The organism is Nodularia spumigena CCY9414, assembly GCF_000340565.2.
Lineage (GTDB): Bacteria > Cyanobacteriota > Cyanobacteriia > Cyanobacteriales > Nostocaceae > Nodularia > Nodularia spumigena.
The window spans coordinates 2543941-2561831 of record NZ_CP007203.1 but is presented as its reverse complement, the minus strand read 5'-3'; the positions used below and the strand labels follow the sequence as shown (position 1 = coordinate 2561831).

General features: G+C 41.6%; 12 protein-coding genes and 1 pseudogene. 6 read left to right on the top strand and 7 right to left on the bottom strand.

Annotated features, from left to right (window positions below):
• Window positions 1–7 precede the first annotated feature (7 nt).
• Entirely contained in the window at window positions 8–220 is a 213-nt protein-coding gene (locus tag NSP_RS11395; protein ID WP_006196703.1) for a chlorophyll a/b-binding protein, read from the bottom strand.
• Between the two features lie 42 nt (window positions 221–262).
• On the bottom strand, window positions 263–475 hold the full coding sequence (locus NSP_RS11390) for a chlorophyll a/b-binding protein (RefSeq protein WP_006196702.1): 213 nt from the start codon (window positions 473–475) through the stop codon (window positions 263–265).
• Between the two features lie 521 nt (window positions 476–996).
• Between NSP_RS11390 and NSP_RS11385 the strand changes: the two genes are divergently transcribed.
• Window positions 997–4113: a hypothetical protein gene (locus NSP_RS11385; protein WP_006196701.1), complete on the top strand. Its 3117-nt coding sequence runs from the start codon at window positions 997–999 to the stop codon at window positions 4111–4113.
• A gap of 226 nt (window positions 4114–4339) precedes the next feature.
• Here NSP_RS11385 and NSP_RS11380 read toward each other — a convergent pair whose 3' ends face one another.
• The 3 genes from NSP_RS11380 to NSP_RS11370 all read right to left on the bottom strand — a co-directional run bounded on the left by NSP_RS11380 (window position 4340) and on the right by NSP_RS11370 (window position 8557).
• A complete protein-coding gene (locus NSP_RS11380) occupies window positions 4340–5218 on the bottom strand; it encodes an NAD(P)-dependent oxidoreductase (protein WP_006196700.1) in 879 nt (292 codons plus the stop codon).
• A 316-nt stretch (window positions 5219–5534) separates the two neighbouring features.
• Window positions 5535–6707, bottom strand: coding sequence for a class I SAM-dependent methyltransferase (locus tag NSP_RS11375; RefSeq protein ID WP_006196699.1), 1173 nt, complete (start codon window positions 6705–6707; stop codon window positions 5535–5537).
• A 257-nt stretch (window positions 6708–6964) separates the two neighbouring features.
• Window positions 6965–8557 (bottom strand): serine/threonine-protein kinase, encoded by a 1593-nt coding sequence (locus NSP_RS11370; RefSeq protein ID WP_231859578.1) that lies wholly within the window; start codon window positions 8555–8557, stop codon window positions 6965–6967.
• Between the two features lie 416 nt (window positions 8558–8973).
• Here NSP_RS11370 and NSP_RS11365 point away from each other — a divergent pair, with 416 nt between their 5' ends.
• From NSP_RS11365 to NSP_RS11345, 5 genes and pseudogenes are all read left to right on the top strand, one after another.
• A complete protein-coding gene (locus tag NSP_RS11365) occupies window positions 8974–9924 on the top strand; it encodes a YihY/virulence factor BrkB family protein (RefSeq protein WP_006196697.1) in 951 nt (316 codons plus the stop codon).
• Between the two features lie 90 nt (window positions 9925–10014).
• Entirely contained in the window at window positions 10015–11067 is a 1053-nt protein-coding gene (locus tag NSP_RS11360; protein ID WP_006196696.1) for an AI-2E family transporter, read from the top strand.
• Between the two features lie 113 nt (window positions 11068–11180).
• Window positions 11181–11549 (top strand): annotated as a pseudogene (locus NSP_RS11355) (alpha-hydroxy-acid oxidizing protein); the annotation flags it as partial.
• A 9-nt stretch (window positions 11550–11558) separates the two neighbouring features.
• Window positions 11559–13394 carry a signal peptide peptidase SppA gene (gene sppA / locus NSP_RS11350; protein WP_006196693.1) on the top strand — a complete coding sequence of 612 codons (1836 nt, stop codon included), beginning with the start codon at window positions 11559–11561 and terminating at the stop codon, window positions 13392–13394.
• 595 nt (window positions 13395–13989) lie between these two features.
• A complete protein-coding gene (locus NSP_RS11345) occupies window positions 13990–14208 on the top strand; it encodes a DUF4327 family protein (RefSeq protein WP_006196690.1) in 219 nt (72 codons plus the stop codon).
• Window positions 14209–14396: 188 nt separating this feature from the next.
• On the opposite strand, the gene NSP_RS11340 is transcribed toward NSP_RS11345, so the two are convergent.
• A complete protein-coding gene (locus NSP_RS11340) occupies window positions 14397–15653 on the bottom strand; it encodes a protein kinase domain-containing protein (protein ID WP_006196688.1) in 1257 nt (418 codons plus the stop codon).
• Window positions 15654–15738: 85 nt separating this feature from the next.
• Window positions 15739–17712, bottom strand: coding sequence for a serine/threonine phosphatase (locus NSP_RS11335; protein ID WP_173403340.1), 1974 nt, complete (start codon window positions 17710–17712; stop codon window positions 15739–15741).
• Window positions 17713–17891 lie beyond the last annotated feature (179 nt).

Sequence of the window (17891 nt, the reverse complement as noted above, 5' to 3'; positions counted from 1 at the left end):
TTCATGACTAATATCTAATAATGTGGAGGATGTCCCGCAGGACGCTATATCCAGCTAAATCCCAAAGTAAGTAAGCAAGAAAGCCAATCATTGCTAGCCGACCATTCCACAGTTCGGCTTGAGGGTTCCAACCAAACAAAAAGGCGTTGCGGTCTGCACCATTATAAGCTTTAGCAACTGGTGGTAAATCAGTGGAAGGACGAGTTTCTCTAGTTTCCATTTTTTTACTCCAAAATCAAACTAATTTTTCAGTATTTAATCGTTAATAACCAATGAGATGTAGCACGTCCCGCAGAACGCTATATCCAGCTAAATCCCAAAGTAAATAGGCAAGAAAGCCAATCATTGCAAACCGACCATTCCAAAGTTCGGCTTGAGGAGTCCAGCCAAACAGAAATGCATTGCGGTCTCTGCCATTGTATTCCAGTGCAACTGGTGGTAAATCAGTGGAAGGGCGAGTCTCTCGAGTTTCCATGTTTTTTGTCCTAAATCATTTATTGCTTAACTTTAATTTACCTAATCATCAGTAAATTGCTTTCCATCTGTAGGCACAAACTACACACACCTCTTGTGGACGATTATCAGAAACTTATATGTATAGGCATATCCACCTTGAGGGGGTGATGAAAATTCTAATTATAAATAAATGTAAATTTAGGCTGAAGCCAAGATAATATTTTTATAACCTAAGCATAAGAAATAGTTGTTATAAGCAATGCGAAAATATCAACTAAAATCCTAAAAATTATCAGATTTAACTTCATTATTCCCAATCATTTACTCAGTTTTTAACCTGTTAGATAGTCAAACTTCTATCTAGCGCTAGATATGTTTTTCAAACTTTAGATGGATGCCTGAAACGGCTACATTCCACGATTCTGTAAAGTGATGAAGAGTTGGATATTGCCATAGATACACAGAAAAAAATAGATGTTTACTTGCTTGTGATGAAATTCCTCATCCTCCTCAAACTTAAACTTAGAAGAAGGAAATATAATGTTTCAATGTACGGAAAACATACTAGGAGCCTACAAGCCACTATTGGCACAGGTTCCAGTAGTTCCCACGGGGATTACACCAGCGCAAGCATCAGTTCTCAATTCTGGACCGCGCTTTTTTGTCGCTTTAATCTCCGGTGTGATTCTAGCTTTTGCTTTCCAACTAGTATTAACTAACCTCTCCGTCGCAGCTGGTATTTCCTACTTGGGTCGTCCATCTGAATCAGATGCGGTTGTGGGGGAAGTGGGAAGTTTCAGGGGTACGATTCGCAAAATTGGGACAGCACTGGGTTTGTGGACATTAGTTACTGTCACGATCGCTTTATTAATTGCTTGCTTCCTTGCAGTTAAATTAAGTCTACTGGTTTTAGATCCCAGACTGGGCGCAATTCTGGGATTAGTCATCTGGGGTGCATACTTTTTGCTGCTGGTGTGGGTGAGTTCGACTACTGTGGGTTCGTTAGTTGGTTCGGTAGTCAATTCTGCCACTTCCGGTTTTCAGGCGATTATGGGGACTGCTACTGCTGCATTGGGTGCGAAAGCGGTGAATCAGCAGGTAGTCGCAACGGCTGAAGCTGCGGCCTCTGCTGTGCGTCGAGAAATAGGTCATGCTGTTGATCCTGGTAGTATTCGGGAAAATATAGAAGATTACTTAGAACAGCTACGTCCCCCAGAATTAGATTTATCCAAGATTCGCAGGGATTTTGAAAGTTTACTCAAAGACCCACAATTTCAAGCCATTGCTGGGAGTCCAGACCTCCGCCACATTGACCGCCAAAGGGTTATCGATTTAGTCAGCAGTCGCACCGACCTTTCTAAACGAGACGTTAACCGGATAACGGACATACTATATAATGTTTGGCAGCAGGTTGTCAGTCAGCAACAACCAATCAAAGACAATTTAGGTGAGTTAGTTAATTATCTCAAGTCACTGCCACCAGGACAAGCCAAGACAGATGAACTCAACGCCAAATTGGATCGGTTAATTGCAGAAATGCGTACTTCTCAGGAAGGAGTACCAACAGCAGAAAAACCGGGTTTGATGCAACAAACTTTACAACAGGGAATCACGGCGCTGACTGGTATTGTGTTGGGAAGGGCTGATTTGTCTGATATTGATGTGGAGAAAATTTGGCGATCGCTCACCACTGCAAAAGACAAAGCGATCGCACAAGCTGATAAACTAGGTTTACCTATACCATCAGAACCCTATAGTCCCATTCGGGCTGATGTGGAAAACTATCTACTCAATACCTATGCTTGGCAATTGAGTCGTGAGAGAATCGCTGAAGAATTTCGTGATGTTATCTATGACCCAGCCGCAGATCCTGGTATAGTTAAAAGAGAATTAGAGCGACTTTCTGCCAAGGATTTCGCTAATATCCTGCAACAACGGGGACTATTAACCCAAGCACAAATTCAGCGTATTACTGACCAACTAGAAACTGTGCGCCAAGAGGTATTAATCATAGTCAGTGCTGCGGAACAAAGAGAAATAGCACAAGACTTACAACGCCAAGTAGAAAGTTATCTGCTTGTTACTAATAAAGCGGAATTGACTCCAGAAGGAATTGAGCAGAATTTTAAACCATTACTAGAAGATCCAGAAGCAGATTACGAAACTCTCTCGCTGCGGTTAGCACAATTTGACCGCCAGGAAATGCGGGAAATATTGCTAGCACGCAATGATATTTTACCAGAAGAAGTAGACCCGATTCTCAATGAATTAGAAGAACACCGCGATCGCATTTTGATAGAATCTCAAGGATTGGCAGAACAAGCCAAATATCAAGCCGAAACTTTATGGTTGAATGTAGAATCATATCTGCGAAACACAGGAAAAGCTGAGTTAAATCCTGATGCGATTCGCGCCGATTTGCGAAAGCTGCTAGAAGACCCCCAATCGGGAATAATCTCTGGGCGTTCGCGATTAGCTCGCTTTGACCGTGATACTTTGGTACAATTATTGAGTCAACGTCAAGATTTGAGTGAACAGCAAGTTAATCAAATTATTGACGCTGTAGAAAAATCGTGGTATGATATTCGCCATACACCCCAAGCTTTAGCACACAGAGCTAAGGAACAACACGACTCTGTAACCGCTACCATTGCCGATTACTTACGCAATACTGGCAAAGAAGAATTAAATCCTGAAGGCATTCAACGAGATTTTAGCAGATTATTTGAACAACCCAGAGAGGGAGCCGTGGCTCTGCGCCGTCGCTTGTCTCAGGTAGACCGAGATACTTTAGTCAAGTTACTCAGCCAACGGCGAGACTTGAGTGAAGCGCAAGTCAATGAAATTATTGATTCTGTACAAACTTCGATTCGGAATATTGTCCGCGCGCCTCGTCGTTTAGCTACCCGCACACAGCAAAGAGTGGAAACATTCCAAGCTTATTTGTCAGAGTATTTACGGCAAACTGGGAAAGAAGAACTGAACCCAGAAGCTATTAAACGCGACTTACAATTATTATTGCATGATCCGCGCGTGGGAATGGAAAGTTTAGGCGATCGCCTGGCACATTTCGACCGTGACACAGTGATTGCTTTGCTGAAAATTCGGGAAGATATGACCGATGCAGAAGCAGCCATAATTGCCGATAATATCGTCTCGGTGCGTGACCAATTTGTAGAACAGGTGCGGGGGATTGAAAGGCGGATTCAAGATGTCGTAGAAGGGATTTTTGCCCGGATTCGTAATTATCTCAATTCCTTAGAACGCCCTGAACTCAACTATAATGGCATTAAGCGGGATGTTCGCACGTTCTTTGACGATCCACAGGCGGGGTTTGAAGCTTTACGCGATCGCCTGTCACATTTCGACCGCGACACCCTAGTGGCGATTCTCAGTTCCCGTGAGGACATATCTGAAGAAGATGTTAACCGAGTTATTGACCAAATTGAAAGCACACGCAACAAAGTGTTACAACGTGCCGAACGCATACAGCATGAAACGCAACGCCGCCTAGAAGAAGTCAAGCATCAAGCACAACTACAAGCTGAAGAAACGCGCAAAGCTGCCGCTACAGCATCTTGGTGGTTATTTGCCACAGCCTTTGTTTCAGCCGTATTTGCAGCATTAGGAGGAGCGCTCGGTGTGGTTGTAGTGTAGGGAGTAGGGAGTGGGGGGAAAGAGGCAGGGGAGCAGGGAGCAGGGAGCAGGGGGGAGAAAACGGTAATTTCCTAGTGACAAATGACAAATGACCAATGACCAATGACCAATGACTAATGACTAATGACCAATGACAAATGACCAATGACCAATGACCAATGACCAATGACTAATGACAAATGACCAATGACCAATGACCAATGACCAATGACTAATGACTAATGACTCATTCCCCAACTCCTTCTCCCCATTGACTAATGGCAGAAAATATTGATGAGTAGTCATCATTACCAAATGACATTTTTACAGCTGTTTGCACAAGTTGGCGCACAGCTTCAATGCTTCCCAGATCCAAACCCAGTGATTTGGCTTCTGATATGAACAAATCTGTATCTTTGAGCAAGTGTTTTGTGGGGAAATTGGGATTGGTATAATTTCCATCCAACATCCGCCGCATTTTTTTGTCAAAGGTAGGCGCATAAAGTGAACTTTCGCGCAGGATTTGCATAAATAAATCTATGTCGATACCTTGACGCTCAACAAAAGCTAGACTGAGAGCAAAGCTAGTTGTCAGGGAAGCAATGAGTTGATTTAGTGCCAACTTGACCCCAGCCGCAGCACCTACTGAACCTACAAGTACAGGTTCGGAACCGAAATTTTGCAGTAACTTTAAATGGCGTTGATATTGTTCTGGTTTACCGCCTACCATCACAATCAACTTACCAGCTTTTGCTTCGGGAATACTACCTAATACGGGAGCTTCCATATACTCACCACCGCCACCAATTACGGCATCTCTAATTTCTTGGCTTTCTGTAGGAGTTATAGTCCCCATCTGAATCACAGTGCGCCCTTCTAGAGTTCGCCAAGAGGTATCAGAAAGCAAAACATGATAAATTGCTGCGGCGTTAGTCAGCATGAGAATAATGCAATCAGCCGCACGTATTGCTTGGCGGGGATGTGTAGCAATTTCCGCCCCAGCAGCCTGTAATGGAGCTAATTTTTCTGGGGTGCGATTGTAGGCTACTAGCTCGATGTTGGCTGCTAACAACCGTTGAGCCATCGGTAATCCCATGAGTCCAGTTCCCAGAAATGCCACCTTCATTTTTTACGTTCCTTTATTACAGGTGTAGCTAGTCCTATGTTTGATTGTACGCTTAGTGAACAATTATCTTTGTCCAGTGATAACTGTTCACTGTTCACTGATAACTGACTAAAAATCAGCCACCTGCGGCAAATGTCACCATAATGATCACGGATAGTAAGATGCCGGGGCTAAGTAATGTTATCAATAAGAAAAGTTCATGAGCCGTCATAATTAATACTTTCCTGTTGTCTGAATCTGCACAGTAGTCAATGTTATGCTAATCTATATCAGCATCAGATAGCATTGTTAAAGACTGTTTTAACTTTTCTCAAGTTTAACCTGGTACTGTTAGTCCTTTGAGCGGTTGAGTTATTTCTGTCTGCTGGAGTCCTTTGCTTTGAATTAATACTCCAAAGTTACCTAATTCTGTAGGATCTATCAGTTGGTGTAATGCTTCTCGTCGTTGTAGAAGTTGTGAGAGGGGTAATTCTTGGTGAGAAATGGCTGAAAGACGCTCGCCTAAACCTAAAGCCATTAAAAATAAACCTTGCTGGATAAAGCCGATTTTTTCTAACTTGAAGCGATCGCCCCAGCGTTCCAAAGCTGTAAAATCAACATGGGCGGTAATATCTTGCATCCCGACGTTGATATAAGGGTTATCGTGGTGGCGATGGTTGTAGTAGCATTGTAAACTTCCTTGCGATCGCCTGGGGTTATAATAACGATCAGCCGGGTAGCCATAATCAATAGTTAACACATACCCCCGATGCAAGCGGTCGGCTACAATACTCAACCACTCACCAGCAGCCAAATTAATTTCACTGCGATAGCCATCTTCATAACCACGAGCAGTTAAATCAATTTCCACTAAATCCAGATATTTTTGCAATTCCGGTGTAGAAAGTTCTCCCGTAACTTCCAAAAATAACGGCTCAGAATCATCTTTCCCGGTTGTGACATAAACTTCGTGCATTTTCCCATCTGTTAAAATAAACTGATGTACAGGCAAAGCATCCACCAATTCATTAGAAAAAAAGCAGCCTGTAATCGAGTCAGTGGGTATATCTTCTAAACTGCACCAACGCACAGAAAAATCTTGCAAACGTTGCTGTTGTTCTTGCTGAAATCCTGGCGACTTTTCCACAATCACATAATCCAGCGCCGCAAAAAAATCTGGATAATGTAGCCCAGAGTAATTGAGGATATGCATAGCCAGCAGTCCTTGACCGGCTCCCATTTCCACCAAAGAAAATGGTACAGGACGCGCTAAAATATCCCACATCTGCCAAAATTGTTCCGCCAATAACTCGCCAAAATCAGCACCGAGATGAGGCGAAGTAAAAAAATCACTACCCTGAAATCCAATTTTCACAGCATGGCTAGAATAGTAACCGTGTTCAGGGTGATATAAAGCCAGATCCATAAATTCAGCGAAAGTAATTCGCCTTTGAGGACTGGTAGAAATATGATAGGCGATCGCGTTACACAATGCTGGATTGGAAGTCATGCAAAAACTATAAAAATGTAGTCGGGGTTAGCGACAGCGTAACCCACCATCATCCTAAAACACCCGCCCTTGAGTCCCATTAAATTCCCCCCTCTCCTTGGTAAGGAGAGGGGCTGGGGGGTGAGGTTCTTTTTAATAAATGATGAGAATCTTTTTTAACGCAAAGGGGCGCAAAGGTTTACGCAAAGGTACGCGGAGGTTTAAATTGAGATTGCTGTAACTGTTAAGTTGATACTCACGGCGGAAGCGTTTAGATGTTACAGTTTACAAGTATCCATGCGAGAAAAGAGAATACCTCTAGTCAAACCCCAACGAAAACCTCCTGCTGACCTATCAGATGGAAGATGTCCTGGTGGCGCTATTTTATCAAAAGTAAGCTCACTATAGCTTTTCCATTTTCTTTCTTTCCTCCATCCTATTTTTTCTCCAAAAGCTTCTGCAATGTTTCTGTTGAACTCTCTGGTTCCCCCCAAACTTTGATAAATGGGTTTTTGCACAGAAAAACCAAACCGGCTATTGCTATGTTTTACCCACAACTTGTCAATAGTCTGAAGGTCTTTACATGGGAAATTTTCAACACTTGTCATAAATAGCAAACCTTCTTTTTCCTGTTTCGCGACTACTAACATAACTCTCACTGTTTCGTCATTTGCTTGTTTCCACCTCCCCTCAGTAAGTAAATCTCTTAGTTTTGTATAGTCCATACCCACAGATGATATTAGTCCCCCATCTTCTATTGGTCTAGGTTCTGGTTTTGTAGTAGCTTCTGATATTGGAGTAGGTTCTGGTTTTGCAGTAGCTTCTGGTCTTAGCGTTGGACTAAATATACTTTGTCCCACCACAGCTAAAACAAATCCTCCCACGACTAACCCCGCAAGTTTCATAAAACCCGGTCGGGAAAATTGAGGTTTTACTGCTGTTTGTGATTTGAGTGGAGGTCGATAATGTACTGTAGGGGATATTTTGAGAGGATTTAAATCTGTTAAAACTTCTTCAGCAGACTGATAACGTTGTTGAGCATCTTTTTGTAATAACTTATCTAAAATTTGCCCCAATTCTGGACTAATTGGTTGCTGTAAATGGTTACGCCATTCTTTCACCCATCCATAACCATCTTCCTGCCAAAGTTGCCAAGGGTGGACTTTTGTTAACAAATGAAAACAAGTTGCACCAATACTATATAAATCACTGGCGGGATAAACTTTCGCATCTTGCATTTGTTCTAAGGGAGAATAGCCAAAAGTCCCGATGGTTGTTCCTGTTTTCACTGTTCCCTGTAGTTGCTTAGATGCCCCAAAATCAATTAATATTAATTTGCGATCATTCCGACGACGCATGATATTCTCTGGTTTAATATCCCGGTGAATAATGTTCTGGCTATGAACGACTTTCAGAACTGATAATAAATCTTGTAATAAGGCGCGTATTTTTAATTCTGGAAATATTCCCTGCTGTTCTAATTCCTTTAATAAATTCTCCCCATCAATAAATTGTTGTACCAAATACAGCCGATTATTTTCGTTAAAATACGCTAACAAAGCCGGAATTTGGGGATGTTCTCCGAGTTGTTGTAATTGCTGCGCTTCTTGTAAAAATAATTCTGTAGCTTTTTGTAACCCTGCTGTTCCTTGGGTTTGGGGTGCAAATTGCTTAATTACGCACTTTTCGTTTAATTTGTCAATATCTGATGCTAAATAAGTTTTGGCAAATCCTCCACCACCCAATGATTTTATTGGTCGATAGCGGTTTCTCAACGTGATTAAGGGAACTCCGCAACTGGGGCAAAATTTCGTATTTTCGGGAACTTGCGGGTTATCACACTCTGGGTTAAGACAACATATCTGGTTCATGGGTGGGTGGCGATAGATACATTTATTATTAAATATCTATCAGTATATAGGAAATTCCCCTTAAAGAGGGTGTGTGTTCTCTGTTCGTAACTTATTTATTTAGGACTGCTATATCTATAGTAATAAGTTTATTTCATCCAGAAGAGAGATATTTAGTAATTAAAATAAATCAATATTTAGTATCAAGCGATCGCTCTATCTATTGTGATATGAATATGACAAATTTAATAAGTATACTTATTCATTACTTGTTACAATCAAAAAACAAAGGTATTTTCAATTTTTTTCAATTAATCATCTCGCAAAATTAGCAGAAAAATCCTGGTTTATGCATTTTATACCTACTGTATTAAGCAAATTACAGGCGAACACTCAGGTATATTTCCGAGATAATTAAAAGCTCCTTTAGCGGCAATATGCCTTATTTAGTTACTATGGTAACTTTGAGAAAAATTCGGCGGTTATTAACAGAAATTTTTTCTGATTGGCAACTGAATGAAGTCCCTCTGTTAGCTTCATCACTAGCTTATTACTCAGTATTTTCCCTAGCGCCACTTTTGGTACTATTGATTATGATTGTAGGCACAATTTTTGGGGAATCTGTGGTTCAAGAAGAGGTGATTTCTCAGTTGAGTAAACTGTTTGGTGAGGAGGGGGCGAAATTAATTTCTACAGCTATTGTTAATCTGAGAGTCGATTCTAGAGAACAAACTTTTCAAATTGTCTTCAATCTTGGTTTTTTACTATTTGGTGCTACTGGAGTATTCACCCAAATTCAAGCCGCACTCAATAGAATTTGGAAAGTCAAGCCAGTCCCAAGACACCACGTTTTAAATCTATTGCATAAACGTGTATTGTGTTTTTTAATGGTATTGGTAATTGCTGTTGTTTTAATATTATTTTTTGTAAGTAACGCAATTTTGGCAAGATTAGTGATTTTTTTAAATGAATTAGTTCCCGGTTCAGGTTATCTATGGCAATTTATGAGCTTATTGATTACTTTTGGCGGGACAACATTAATGTTTACTATGATGTATAGTATACTACCAGATGCCGAGATTGCTTGGCGTGATACTATCGTTGGTGCGTTAATCACCTCTGTGCTGTTTTTGGTAGGACAGTATTTATTTGGACAGTTCCTCAGTCGCACTAATTTTGGTTCTGCTTATGGCGTGGCTGGCTCGTTTGTGATTGTGATCACTTGGATTTTTTTCGCGGCTCATATTCTGTTTTTAGGGGCAGAATTCACTAAAGTTTACGCCAAACAGCGCGGCGCGGCAATTTTTCCCTCTGAATATGCTGTACACCTCCCGGCTGAACAACAGCAGCACCAGTTATTTCAACCGAAAAAACGTCATCCTAGGTAGATAAAATTATGTTTAATTAATTAAGAAAATTCTTGTCAGAAGGTATTGATAATTACTACACACTAAAATCTTATAAAATTTCTCTAAATTATGAATGATTCAAGCATCAAAATGTTTTGGGAAAAGCTGAATAATACCAAGCTGATTCGCTATGTATTACTGTTAGCTCTTGGTTGGGCAATTGTGCAAGTTTTGGCTTATTTTTCCACAGTGATTGTTATTTTTATCTTTGCTGGAATTCTGGCATTTTTGCTGAGTTATCCAGTCAAGTGGTCTGAACGTTTTTTACCACATGGTATTGCAGTTATTGTGGTTTTTTTAGTGAGTCTGCTGGTTTTGGTAGGATTGATAGTAACTCTAGGTTTTGCTATATTATCTCAATTTCAACAGTTACTTGAACAAGCCCCTCAATTTGTTGAATATGTGATTTCCCTATTAAATACATTACAAAATATCCTAATTAAATTCAATTTTAAAGTGGATTTCCAACTAATTGAGGAGGCCTTACGCAATCAAATTTTAGCAGGAATTGGCACGGGATGGGCAACATTTCAAGGTTTATTAATTAATTTAGTAGATTTAATTTTGATTGCAGTTGTAGCTTTTTTTATGTTGTTAGATGGCAAAAGGGTTTGGGATTTTCTTATGAAATTTTTTCCTAGAAATGTTCGTAATCAGGTGACTTTAGCCATCCAGCAGAACTTTTTAGGCTTCTTTTGGGGTCGTTTATTATTATCTTTATTTTTCGGTGGTTCTATATTTGTTGTATTTATTTTTATTCAATTACCTTATGCCTTATTTTTAGCGGCGATCGCCGGAGTATTTGATTTGATTCCTGGCATTGGCGCTACAATTGGAATTACCCTAGTTGCTCTCATTGCTCTACCTCAAGGTATTTGGGTAAGTGTGCAAGTTTTAATCGGTAGTGTAATCCTTCAGCAAGTGGAAGAAAATTTACTTATGCCGCGCATTATGCAAGGCTCAATAAATATGAATCCAGTCTTCATGTTCTTTGCTTTATTAATAGGGGCAAAAGTAGCAGGTTTAGTAGGGGTATTTTTATCAATTCCTATAGCGGGAGTATTAATTAGTATGTTTAAAATTGAAGAAATGCAGGGGGGAAATCCAGGTAGAACAAACTAACACCACAAAATTCCGACACCTGTCACAATAGTTATTACAATTGCTGTGAGTTATATTTACCAGTGAACGCCCCTACCAAAAATTCAGAACAAACCCAGTCACGCAAAGCAGATTGGGCTATGGTGGAAAGTGAACGGGCGGAAAATGCCTTGCAAAGGCGCTTAGGGAGGACATTTGCTGATTGGGGTTTACCTACGGCAGAGTGTATCACAAGTATTCGGGCGATCGCACCTGATGTACCCTTAATTGCTTCGGGGGGTTTACGTCATGGACTAGATGTCGCCAAGGCGATCGCTCTAGGAGCAGATATTGGTGGTTTAGCGATGCCTTTTTTACAAGCCGCAGTGGAATCGGAAGCCGCATTGTATGATTTAGTTCAGGTGTTAATTGCCGAAATTACGACAGTATTATTTTGTACTGGCAACACGACATCAAATAACTTGCAGAACTCAAGAACTTTACGTAAAAATATGATTAACTAAATAACTGAAATGCGTAATTTTTTTAAACAAACTTTTGCCAGTTTAATAGGTACTGTACTGGGACTGATGATCTTCTTCGGTATCAGCACAACAGGAATAATATTCCTGTTATTTGCAGTTACCACCTCCAGAGATACTACTCCCCAAGTCAAAGATCAGTCAATCGTGGTTTTTGACTTGTCAATGAATATTACCGATACCCCCCCCGGTTCTAGCGAATTGCTACAACAAGCATTATCAGGAGCAGAAGCCCCAAGGATGACACTGCGTAGCGTTCTCGATACCTTGGAAAAGGCCAGGCTTGATCCGCGAATTGTCGGTATATATTTAGACGCAACAGGAACAAGTGCATCTGGTAACATGGGCTTTGCTTCTCTGACAGAAATTCGCCAGGCGCTGAAGAAGTTCCGCGAATCTGGGAAAAAGGTTGTCGCCTATGGCGTGGGCTTGAGTGAAAAGGATTATTATCTGAGTTCGGTGGCGGATACAATCACCCTTAATCCCATAGGCTTGATGGAAGTCAATGGTTTAACTAGCCAACCGACGTTTCTAGCTGGGGCTTTAGACAAGTTCGGAATTGGTGTTCAAGTCGTGCGGGTGGGCAAATTTAAAGGAGCCGTCGAACCATTTATCCTCCAAGAGTTGAGTCCAGAAAACCGCCAACAAATCCAAAAATTATTGGACGATGTTTGGGGAGATTGGCGAACTACAGTCAGTTCTAGTCGCAAAATGACTCCTCAACAGTTGCAAGCGATCGCCGATACTCAGGCTTTACTGACAGCCACTGAAGCCAAAGAGCGTGGTTTGGTGGATCAGGTAGGATACCTGGATGAGGTAGTTAACGACCTCAAGAAGTTAACAGCCAGCGACGAAACAGATCGCACCTTTGAGCAAATTAATCTGAGAAACTACGCTCAAGTTCCCGGAAAATCACTAGGTGTAGAACGCAACTCTCAAAATAAAATTGCTGTGGTTTATGCTGAGGGTGAAATTGTCGATGGTAGAGGTGAAGATCAGCAAATAGGAGGCGATCGCTTTGCCAGAATCTTGAATCAACTACGTCACGATAATGATGTCAAAGCAGTTGTCTTGCGAATTAATAGCCCCGGAGGTAGCGCTACCGCATCCGAGATCATGCAGCGAGAAGTACAATTGACTCGCGAGGTCAAACCTGTTGTGGTATCAATGGGTGATATCGCCGCCTCTGGTGGTTATTGGATTGCTACCGATTCCAACCGCATTTTTGCGGAACCAACTACCATTACAGGCTCCATAGGCGTGTTTGGTGTGCTTTTGAATGGGCAAAAACTGGCGAATGATAATGGTATCACCTGGGATACTGTCAAAACTGCACGTTATGCCGATAGTCAAACCCCGACGCGCCCAAAATCACCCCAGGAGTTAGAAATTTATCAACGCAGTGTTAACCGCATTTATAATCTGTTCCTCGATAGAGTTGTTCAAGGTCGGAATTTACCAGCCCCAAAAGTGGCAGAAATTGCCCAAGGACGAGTTTGGTCAGGAATATCCGCTAAACAAATCGGTTTGGTGGATGAAATAGGTGGTCTGAATGCTGCTATTGAATATGCTGCCAAGGAAGCTAAACTGGACAACGATTGGGAATTACAAGAATATCCCAGAGTCAGTACTTTGGAAGAACGCTTTTTTGGGCGGGCGATTCAAGAAATCACCACTATGTTAGGAATGGCCGGGGTGTCAGTTCAACCATCTCATCCCTTGATGGCGGAATTACAAAAACTCCAACAGGAAATGGTCATTCTTCAAAAGATGAATGATCCTCACGGGATTTACACTCGTTTACCCTTCAATTTTCACATTGAGTAGGTTTTTCTATGGGGGGTCAATTTGGTGCAATGATGCAAGTTGCTATCCAAAATGATCACCCTGTAACCTTTTTGCTGGAGAAACAAGCTTTGTAGCAGCATATTTTCCCCAGAGCGCGATCGCAAGAGCGCAATAATTAAATTTTTATAAAGATTTGTCAGAAGTATGTTTATTTCTAGATGTTTGCGATAGTCTATATAAGGGTTAAATATGCGTAATCATTTTTTTGCACCATTACGCTAAAATCATCAAAACCCATCGGTTCTATGGTCTTTTAACAATCACACAAATTCTGGTGACTATAAAACCAAAAAATTTCCAGGTCGTCCCCAGCAGATTTTTCATGTAACTTTTCGGATGGCTAGCTTGTCCGTATAGCATCTAAGATGATGGCTGGGCAGAATTTAAGTTATGTAGTGGTGATTACCGTACAAAACCGAATTTTCTCACCAAGTAGCAGAGTTTGTTATGGTATAGTAGAATAGTTAAGACTAGCTTTGCCAATTACAATACTCCACGCATCGATGACAATTGCAAAACGGAAAGCAGTTTTGATCAAGTATTTACCAAACAAAATCAGAATTGAATCGAGGCTATGACTCAGCAAGTGATTCACCCAATGGTGAAATTGCAGCGTAACGTGCAATCACTCATTGAATCCAATATTATCAAACCAACTGATAGCATTTGGAAAATTGCATTACTCTACGGCAACGACTGGCAGCACTGGAAACAGGAACTGCAAGACTTTGGCTTCAGTATGCAAGATCCAATTGGCGATTTGCTCTCAGTAGAAGCTTGGGACGAAGAGTAGGGTATAAAGCACTGGGAGTAGGTATTTCTCATACTCACTACTCCCCAGAAGAGGCAGGGGCGCACCGGAGCACCGGAGCAAGGGGGAGTGAGAAATTACTTTAAACTTCCGGTTACTTAAAAACCGTTCCTCTTCTCCCCTGCACCCTGCCCCCTGCACCCGTTCCTCTTCTCCCCACTCCCCACTCCCTATACTGGGCAAGCAGCTAATGCTACAGCCAGTTCTTTAGCACTTTGGTAGCGATCGCGTGGCAAATGCTGCGTAACGCGTTCAATAATTTCTCTGAGTTGAGGAGTAATTGTGGGAATATTGGCTACGTCAAACCCGGAATTTTGTTTCCGGTAACGATAAAAGTTGAAAGGATTTTCGCCGGTGAGGAGAAAAATTAAAGTCGGACCAATGGCATATAAATCGGATTGCGTTAAGGGTTGTCCCCGCTCTTGTTCGGGCGCACAGTAACCTTCTGCACCAATACGAGTGCCTGGTGTGGTGCCAATCTCCTTCACAGCCCCAAAATCTAACACTACTATCTGATTACCGGAATTTCGCACCATCAGGTTAGCGGGTTTGATGTCACGGTGTATTAGTGGTGGATTTTGTCCATGGAGATATTCTAATATGTCGCAGGTTTGAATCATCCAAGCGATCGCCTGGCTGGGTGGCACTGGACCTGTAGCATAAATTCTTTTTTCTAAATCCTCACCATGAACTAATTCCATCGCCAAGTATTTTTTGCCCCCAACTACAAAAAAGTCGTAATACTTGGGAATCCCCGAATGGTTAAGGGATTTGAGAGTATGCGCCTCCCGTTCAAATAATTCTTGGGCTTTGGCAATTTTAGCCATGTCAGCATTCATTTGTTTTAAAACCAACAATTGTGGTTTTCCTGGCATTCGACCTGCTGCATCCCAAGCCAGAAAAGTAGTACCCATACCTCCCTGTCCTAGAGTTCGCAACACCTGATATTGCCGAATTTTCTGTTGAGTTGAGATGGGTTGACCGCAATGAATACAAAAGAGATTATTCGGCGAATTACCTTCGTGCTTACAAGTGTAGGCTAAATTTGCCGGCGTATTTTCTTCAGCATTGACAGCTTCAGGCGATCGCACCACAGTATCTGGGATATCCTGAAATTGTAATTGTAATATTGGCCCTCCCTGTGCCAATTGCAGCAGCCCACTATCCGGCAAATCGCACTGAAGCACCAGCATACCCTCCAAAAAAGTGCCATTAGTGCCTTTACTAATTACCTGCCAACAACAGACATTTTTATTTTTAGCAGAATTAACTTGTCTGAGTTCCAAATGGTGCCGCGAAACCAAACTATCAGATAAAACCACATCATTATCCACCGCTCGACCAATGCGAATTACAGAGGAATTTTCAAAGCACCACTGTTGCAGTGGCGTTTTTTTTTGCGGCTCTAACAGTGTCAGAATAAGCACAATACAACCTACATAAGCTTAAAAAGTTAGATATTGGGATGAGGAATGGGGAAATAACTCACTACTTCCCACGCTCTCTATATTTTTAACCATCCAGATTGGGGCGCAATTTGGCCCGGATAAGTATAGCAGTAATATTGTCATGCCCATTGTATTGATTTGCTAAATTAATTAAGCCTGTGACTCCCTTTTCCAAATTAACCCCAGAACTCAGCAAGGGAATGAGGTAAGCCTGTCCATAAATTTCTAGGACATCATTATCTGATAAACCATCTGATACCAGAATGAAGAGGCTATCTTCAGTAATCTGGAAAAATTCTACATCGGGATTAATTGAATGTTGATCACGAGGCCCCAAGGCTTGAGTCAGCTGGTAGGCATCCGGACGGGCATAGGCTATACTAGCTTCCACTCCTCTAGAAATTTCTCGTTGACCTACTTCGTGATCAACGGTGATTTGTTCCAAGCCCCGCTTACGTGTCACGCGGTAAAGGCGACTATCTCCCACATGGGCTACTGCGGCTTGAGTACCTTTAATTAAAAGCATCACCAAGGTAGTACCCATGCGCTTGATGCCAGAACGGGCTTCTTCTTGATTTACCTCATAAATTGCTTGATTAGCTAAATATACCGCCTCACGGATCATATTTTCCGTAGGTATTTGGTTAGTAATCCAATGTTGATCAAAGTATTGTCTGAGAGTATTAACTGCTAACTCACTGGCTACCTCACCCCCTGCGTGTCCACCCATACCATCACAGAGGATATACAAACCACGGGCTTCTAGAACTCGGTTTTGCGGAAATTCCAGCTTGTTAATTTTGGTTGAAATCCCAAAGCAGTCCTCATTATAATTACGTTGACGACCTACATCAGTGCGCCCTGCATCGTCTAAACTACTCAATTGCATTGGCAGCACAACAGTGGGCAAATCATCAGCTTTCTCAGAGAAATCTTTTAAATCATCTGATTGCAAAATAGTCGGTGCGGCAGTATCATCGTCATCATCTTCTTCTATTGGATCAGACTTTGTGGTGTCGGGTGTTTCTAGTTCAGCCGCGATTTCCTTTAAACGCGATCGCAACATCTCAACTGTTTGAATTTTACCCCTTGCCAAATCTTCCAAAATATGTATTACAGAACCAAATTGAGTTCGTTGGGACTGTCTAAATAGTGCTTGCCAAACTTGCCCCAAAGCTTGAATAGTTAAAGGTTCCTCTGGAATTGTAAATGTTTCTCCTTCTGACTCTTGACATGATCCCATCATAGAGTTTGGCAACAGTGAATCTACATACAATCGCTGTAGCGCCAATGTTTGGTCTTCATCTAAGCGCAAATTCGACAAATTCAACAAACTTTGACGACAATTCACTGTTTCCAAAACAGTCCAAAGTTGGGTCATCTGATAAAGGCAGTGTAAAATTTCTAACCTAGATGTTGTTTCAGATTGCCATAAATCGAGTAAAGATTGCCAATTTGAACGGTCTTCAATCAGTAGCACCTGCATATCATCTTGTTGCCAGGCATCATGAATTGCTGGTATACCTGGATGAATTTGGGATTGCAAGACAAGATAAGCTTTAGCAAGGCCAGAAAGTTCACTTACTTGAACCGATGGTATCACCAGTCCCTGTTGCTGATTGGCTAGCATAGCCTCAATTGGCGATATTTGATATGGCTTACAGTCCAACACTTTTAGGCATATTTCAGCCTGAGATAAATTTTCCTCGGCGGCTGATAGCGGTTCTAACAATTGATAACGCTGTTCTGGGTCTAAATAAGAACCTGCTGTGAGTTGTAATAGAGAGATAGAAGGAGCTACAGTCGTCTCTTGTGTTTCTTCCCCAGTTCCTAATTCCCAACTCTCATTCCCTGACTTGGCAATAATTGCTTGCCAAACTGTCCCGCATTCCGCATTACAGTTATGACAAAATTGTGCGTTCACCGGCACTTCCGTACTGCACTCAGGACAAACTTTGTGGGTCAGGGATGCACCACAGCTTTGACAGAATTTGTTACTATTGGGGTTTTCAAATGTACACTGAGGGCAAATCAGCATAATGGAAGTTCCTTCATCCCGTTCCAAGCTGCTTTTAGTCACTAAGATCCAAAGTGCCACAATTGGCTGCCCCTGCCTAGAGTACAAGTACAATTAATTATGGTTTTACCAATGAATTTTGGTGGCTGTATTAATTGTGACACATATTAGCCAAATATTTCAGATATTGGTAGCTAATT

What these genes read in the sequence shown, in the direction of transcription:
- sppA (WP_006196693.1), top strand. Translation starts at nt 11,559, where the DNA reads ATGCGTAATTTTTTTAAACAAACTTTTGCCAGTTTAATAGGTACTGTA.
- NSP_RS11335 (WP_173403340.1), bottom strand. Translation starts at nt 17,712, where the DNA reads ATGCTGATTTGCCCTCAGTGTACATTTGAAAACCCCAATAGTAACAAA.
- NSP_RS11390 (WP_006196702.1), bottom strand. Translation starts at nt 475, where the DNA reads ATGGAAACTCGAGAGACTCGCCCTTCCACTGATTTACCACCAGTTGCA.
- NSP_RS11395 (WP_006196703.1), bottom strand. Translation starts at nt 220, where the DNA reads ATGGAAACTAGAGAAACTCGTCCTTCCACTGATTTACCACCAGTTGCT.
- NSP_RS11345 (WP_006196690.1), top strand. Translation starts at nt 13,990, where the DNA reads ATGACTCAGCAAGTGATTCACCCAATGGTGAAATTGCAGCGTAACGTG.
- NSP_RS11360 (WP_006196696.1), top strand. Translation starts at nt 10,015, where the DNA reads ATGAATGATTCAAGCATCAAAATGTTTTGGGAAAAGCTGAATAATACC.
- NSP_RS11375 (WP_006196699.1), bottom strand. Translation starts at nt 6,707, where the DNA reads ATGACTTCCAATCCAGCATTGTGTAACGCGATCGCCTATCATATTTCT.
- NSP_RS11365 (WP_006196697.1), top strand. Translation starts at nt 8,974, where the DNA reads ATGCCTTATTTAGTTACTATGGTAACTTTGAGAAAAATTCGGCGGTTA.
- NSP_RS11385 (WP_006196701.1), top strand. Translation starts at nt 997, where the DNA reads ATGTTTCAATGTACGGAAAACATACTAGGAGCCTACAAGCCACTATTG.
- NSP_RS11370 (WP_231859578.1), bottom strand. Translation starts at nt 8,557, where the DNA reads ATGAACCAGATATGTTGTCTTAACCCAGAGTGTGATAACCCGCAAGTT.
- NSP_RS11380 (WP_006196700.1), bottom strand. Translation starts at nt 5,218, where the DNA reads ATGAAGGTGGCATTTCTGGGAACTGGACTCATGGGATTACCGATGGCT.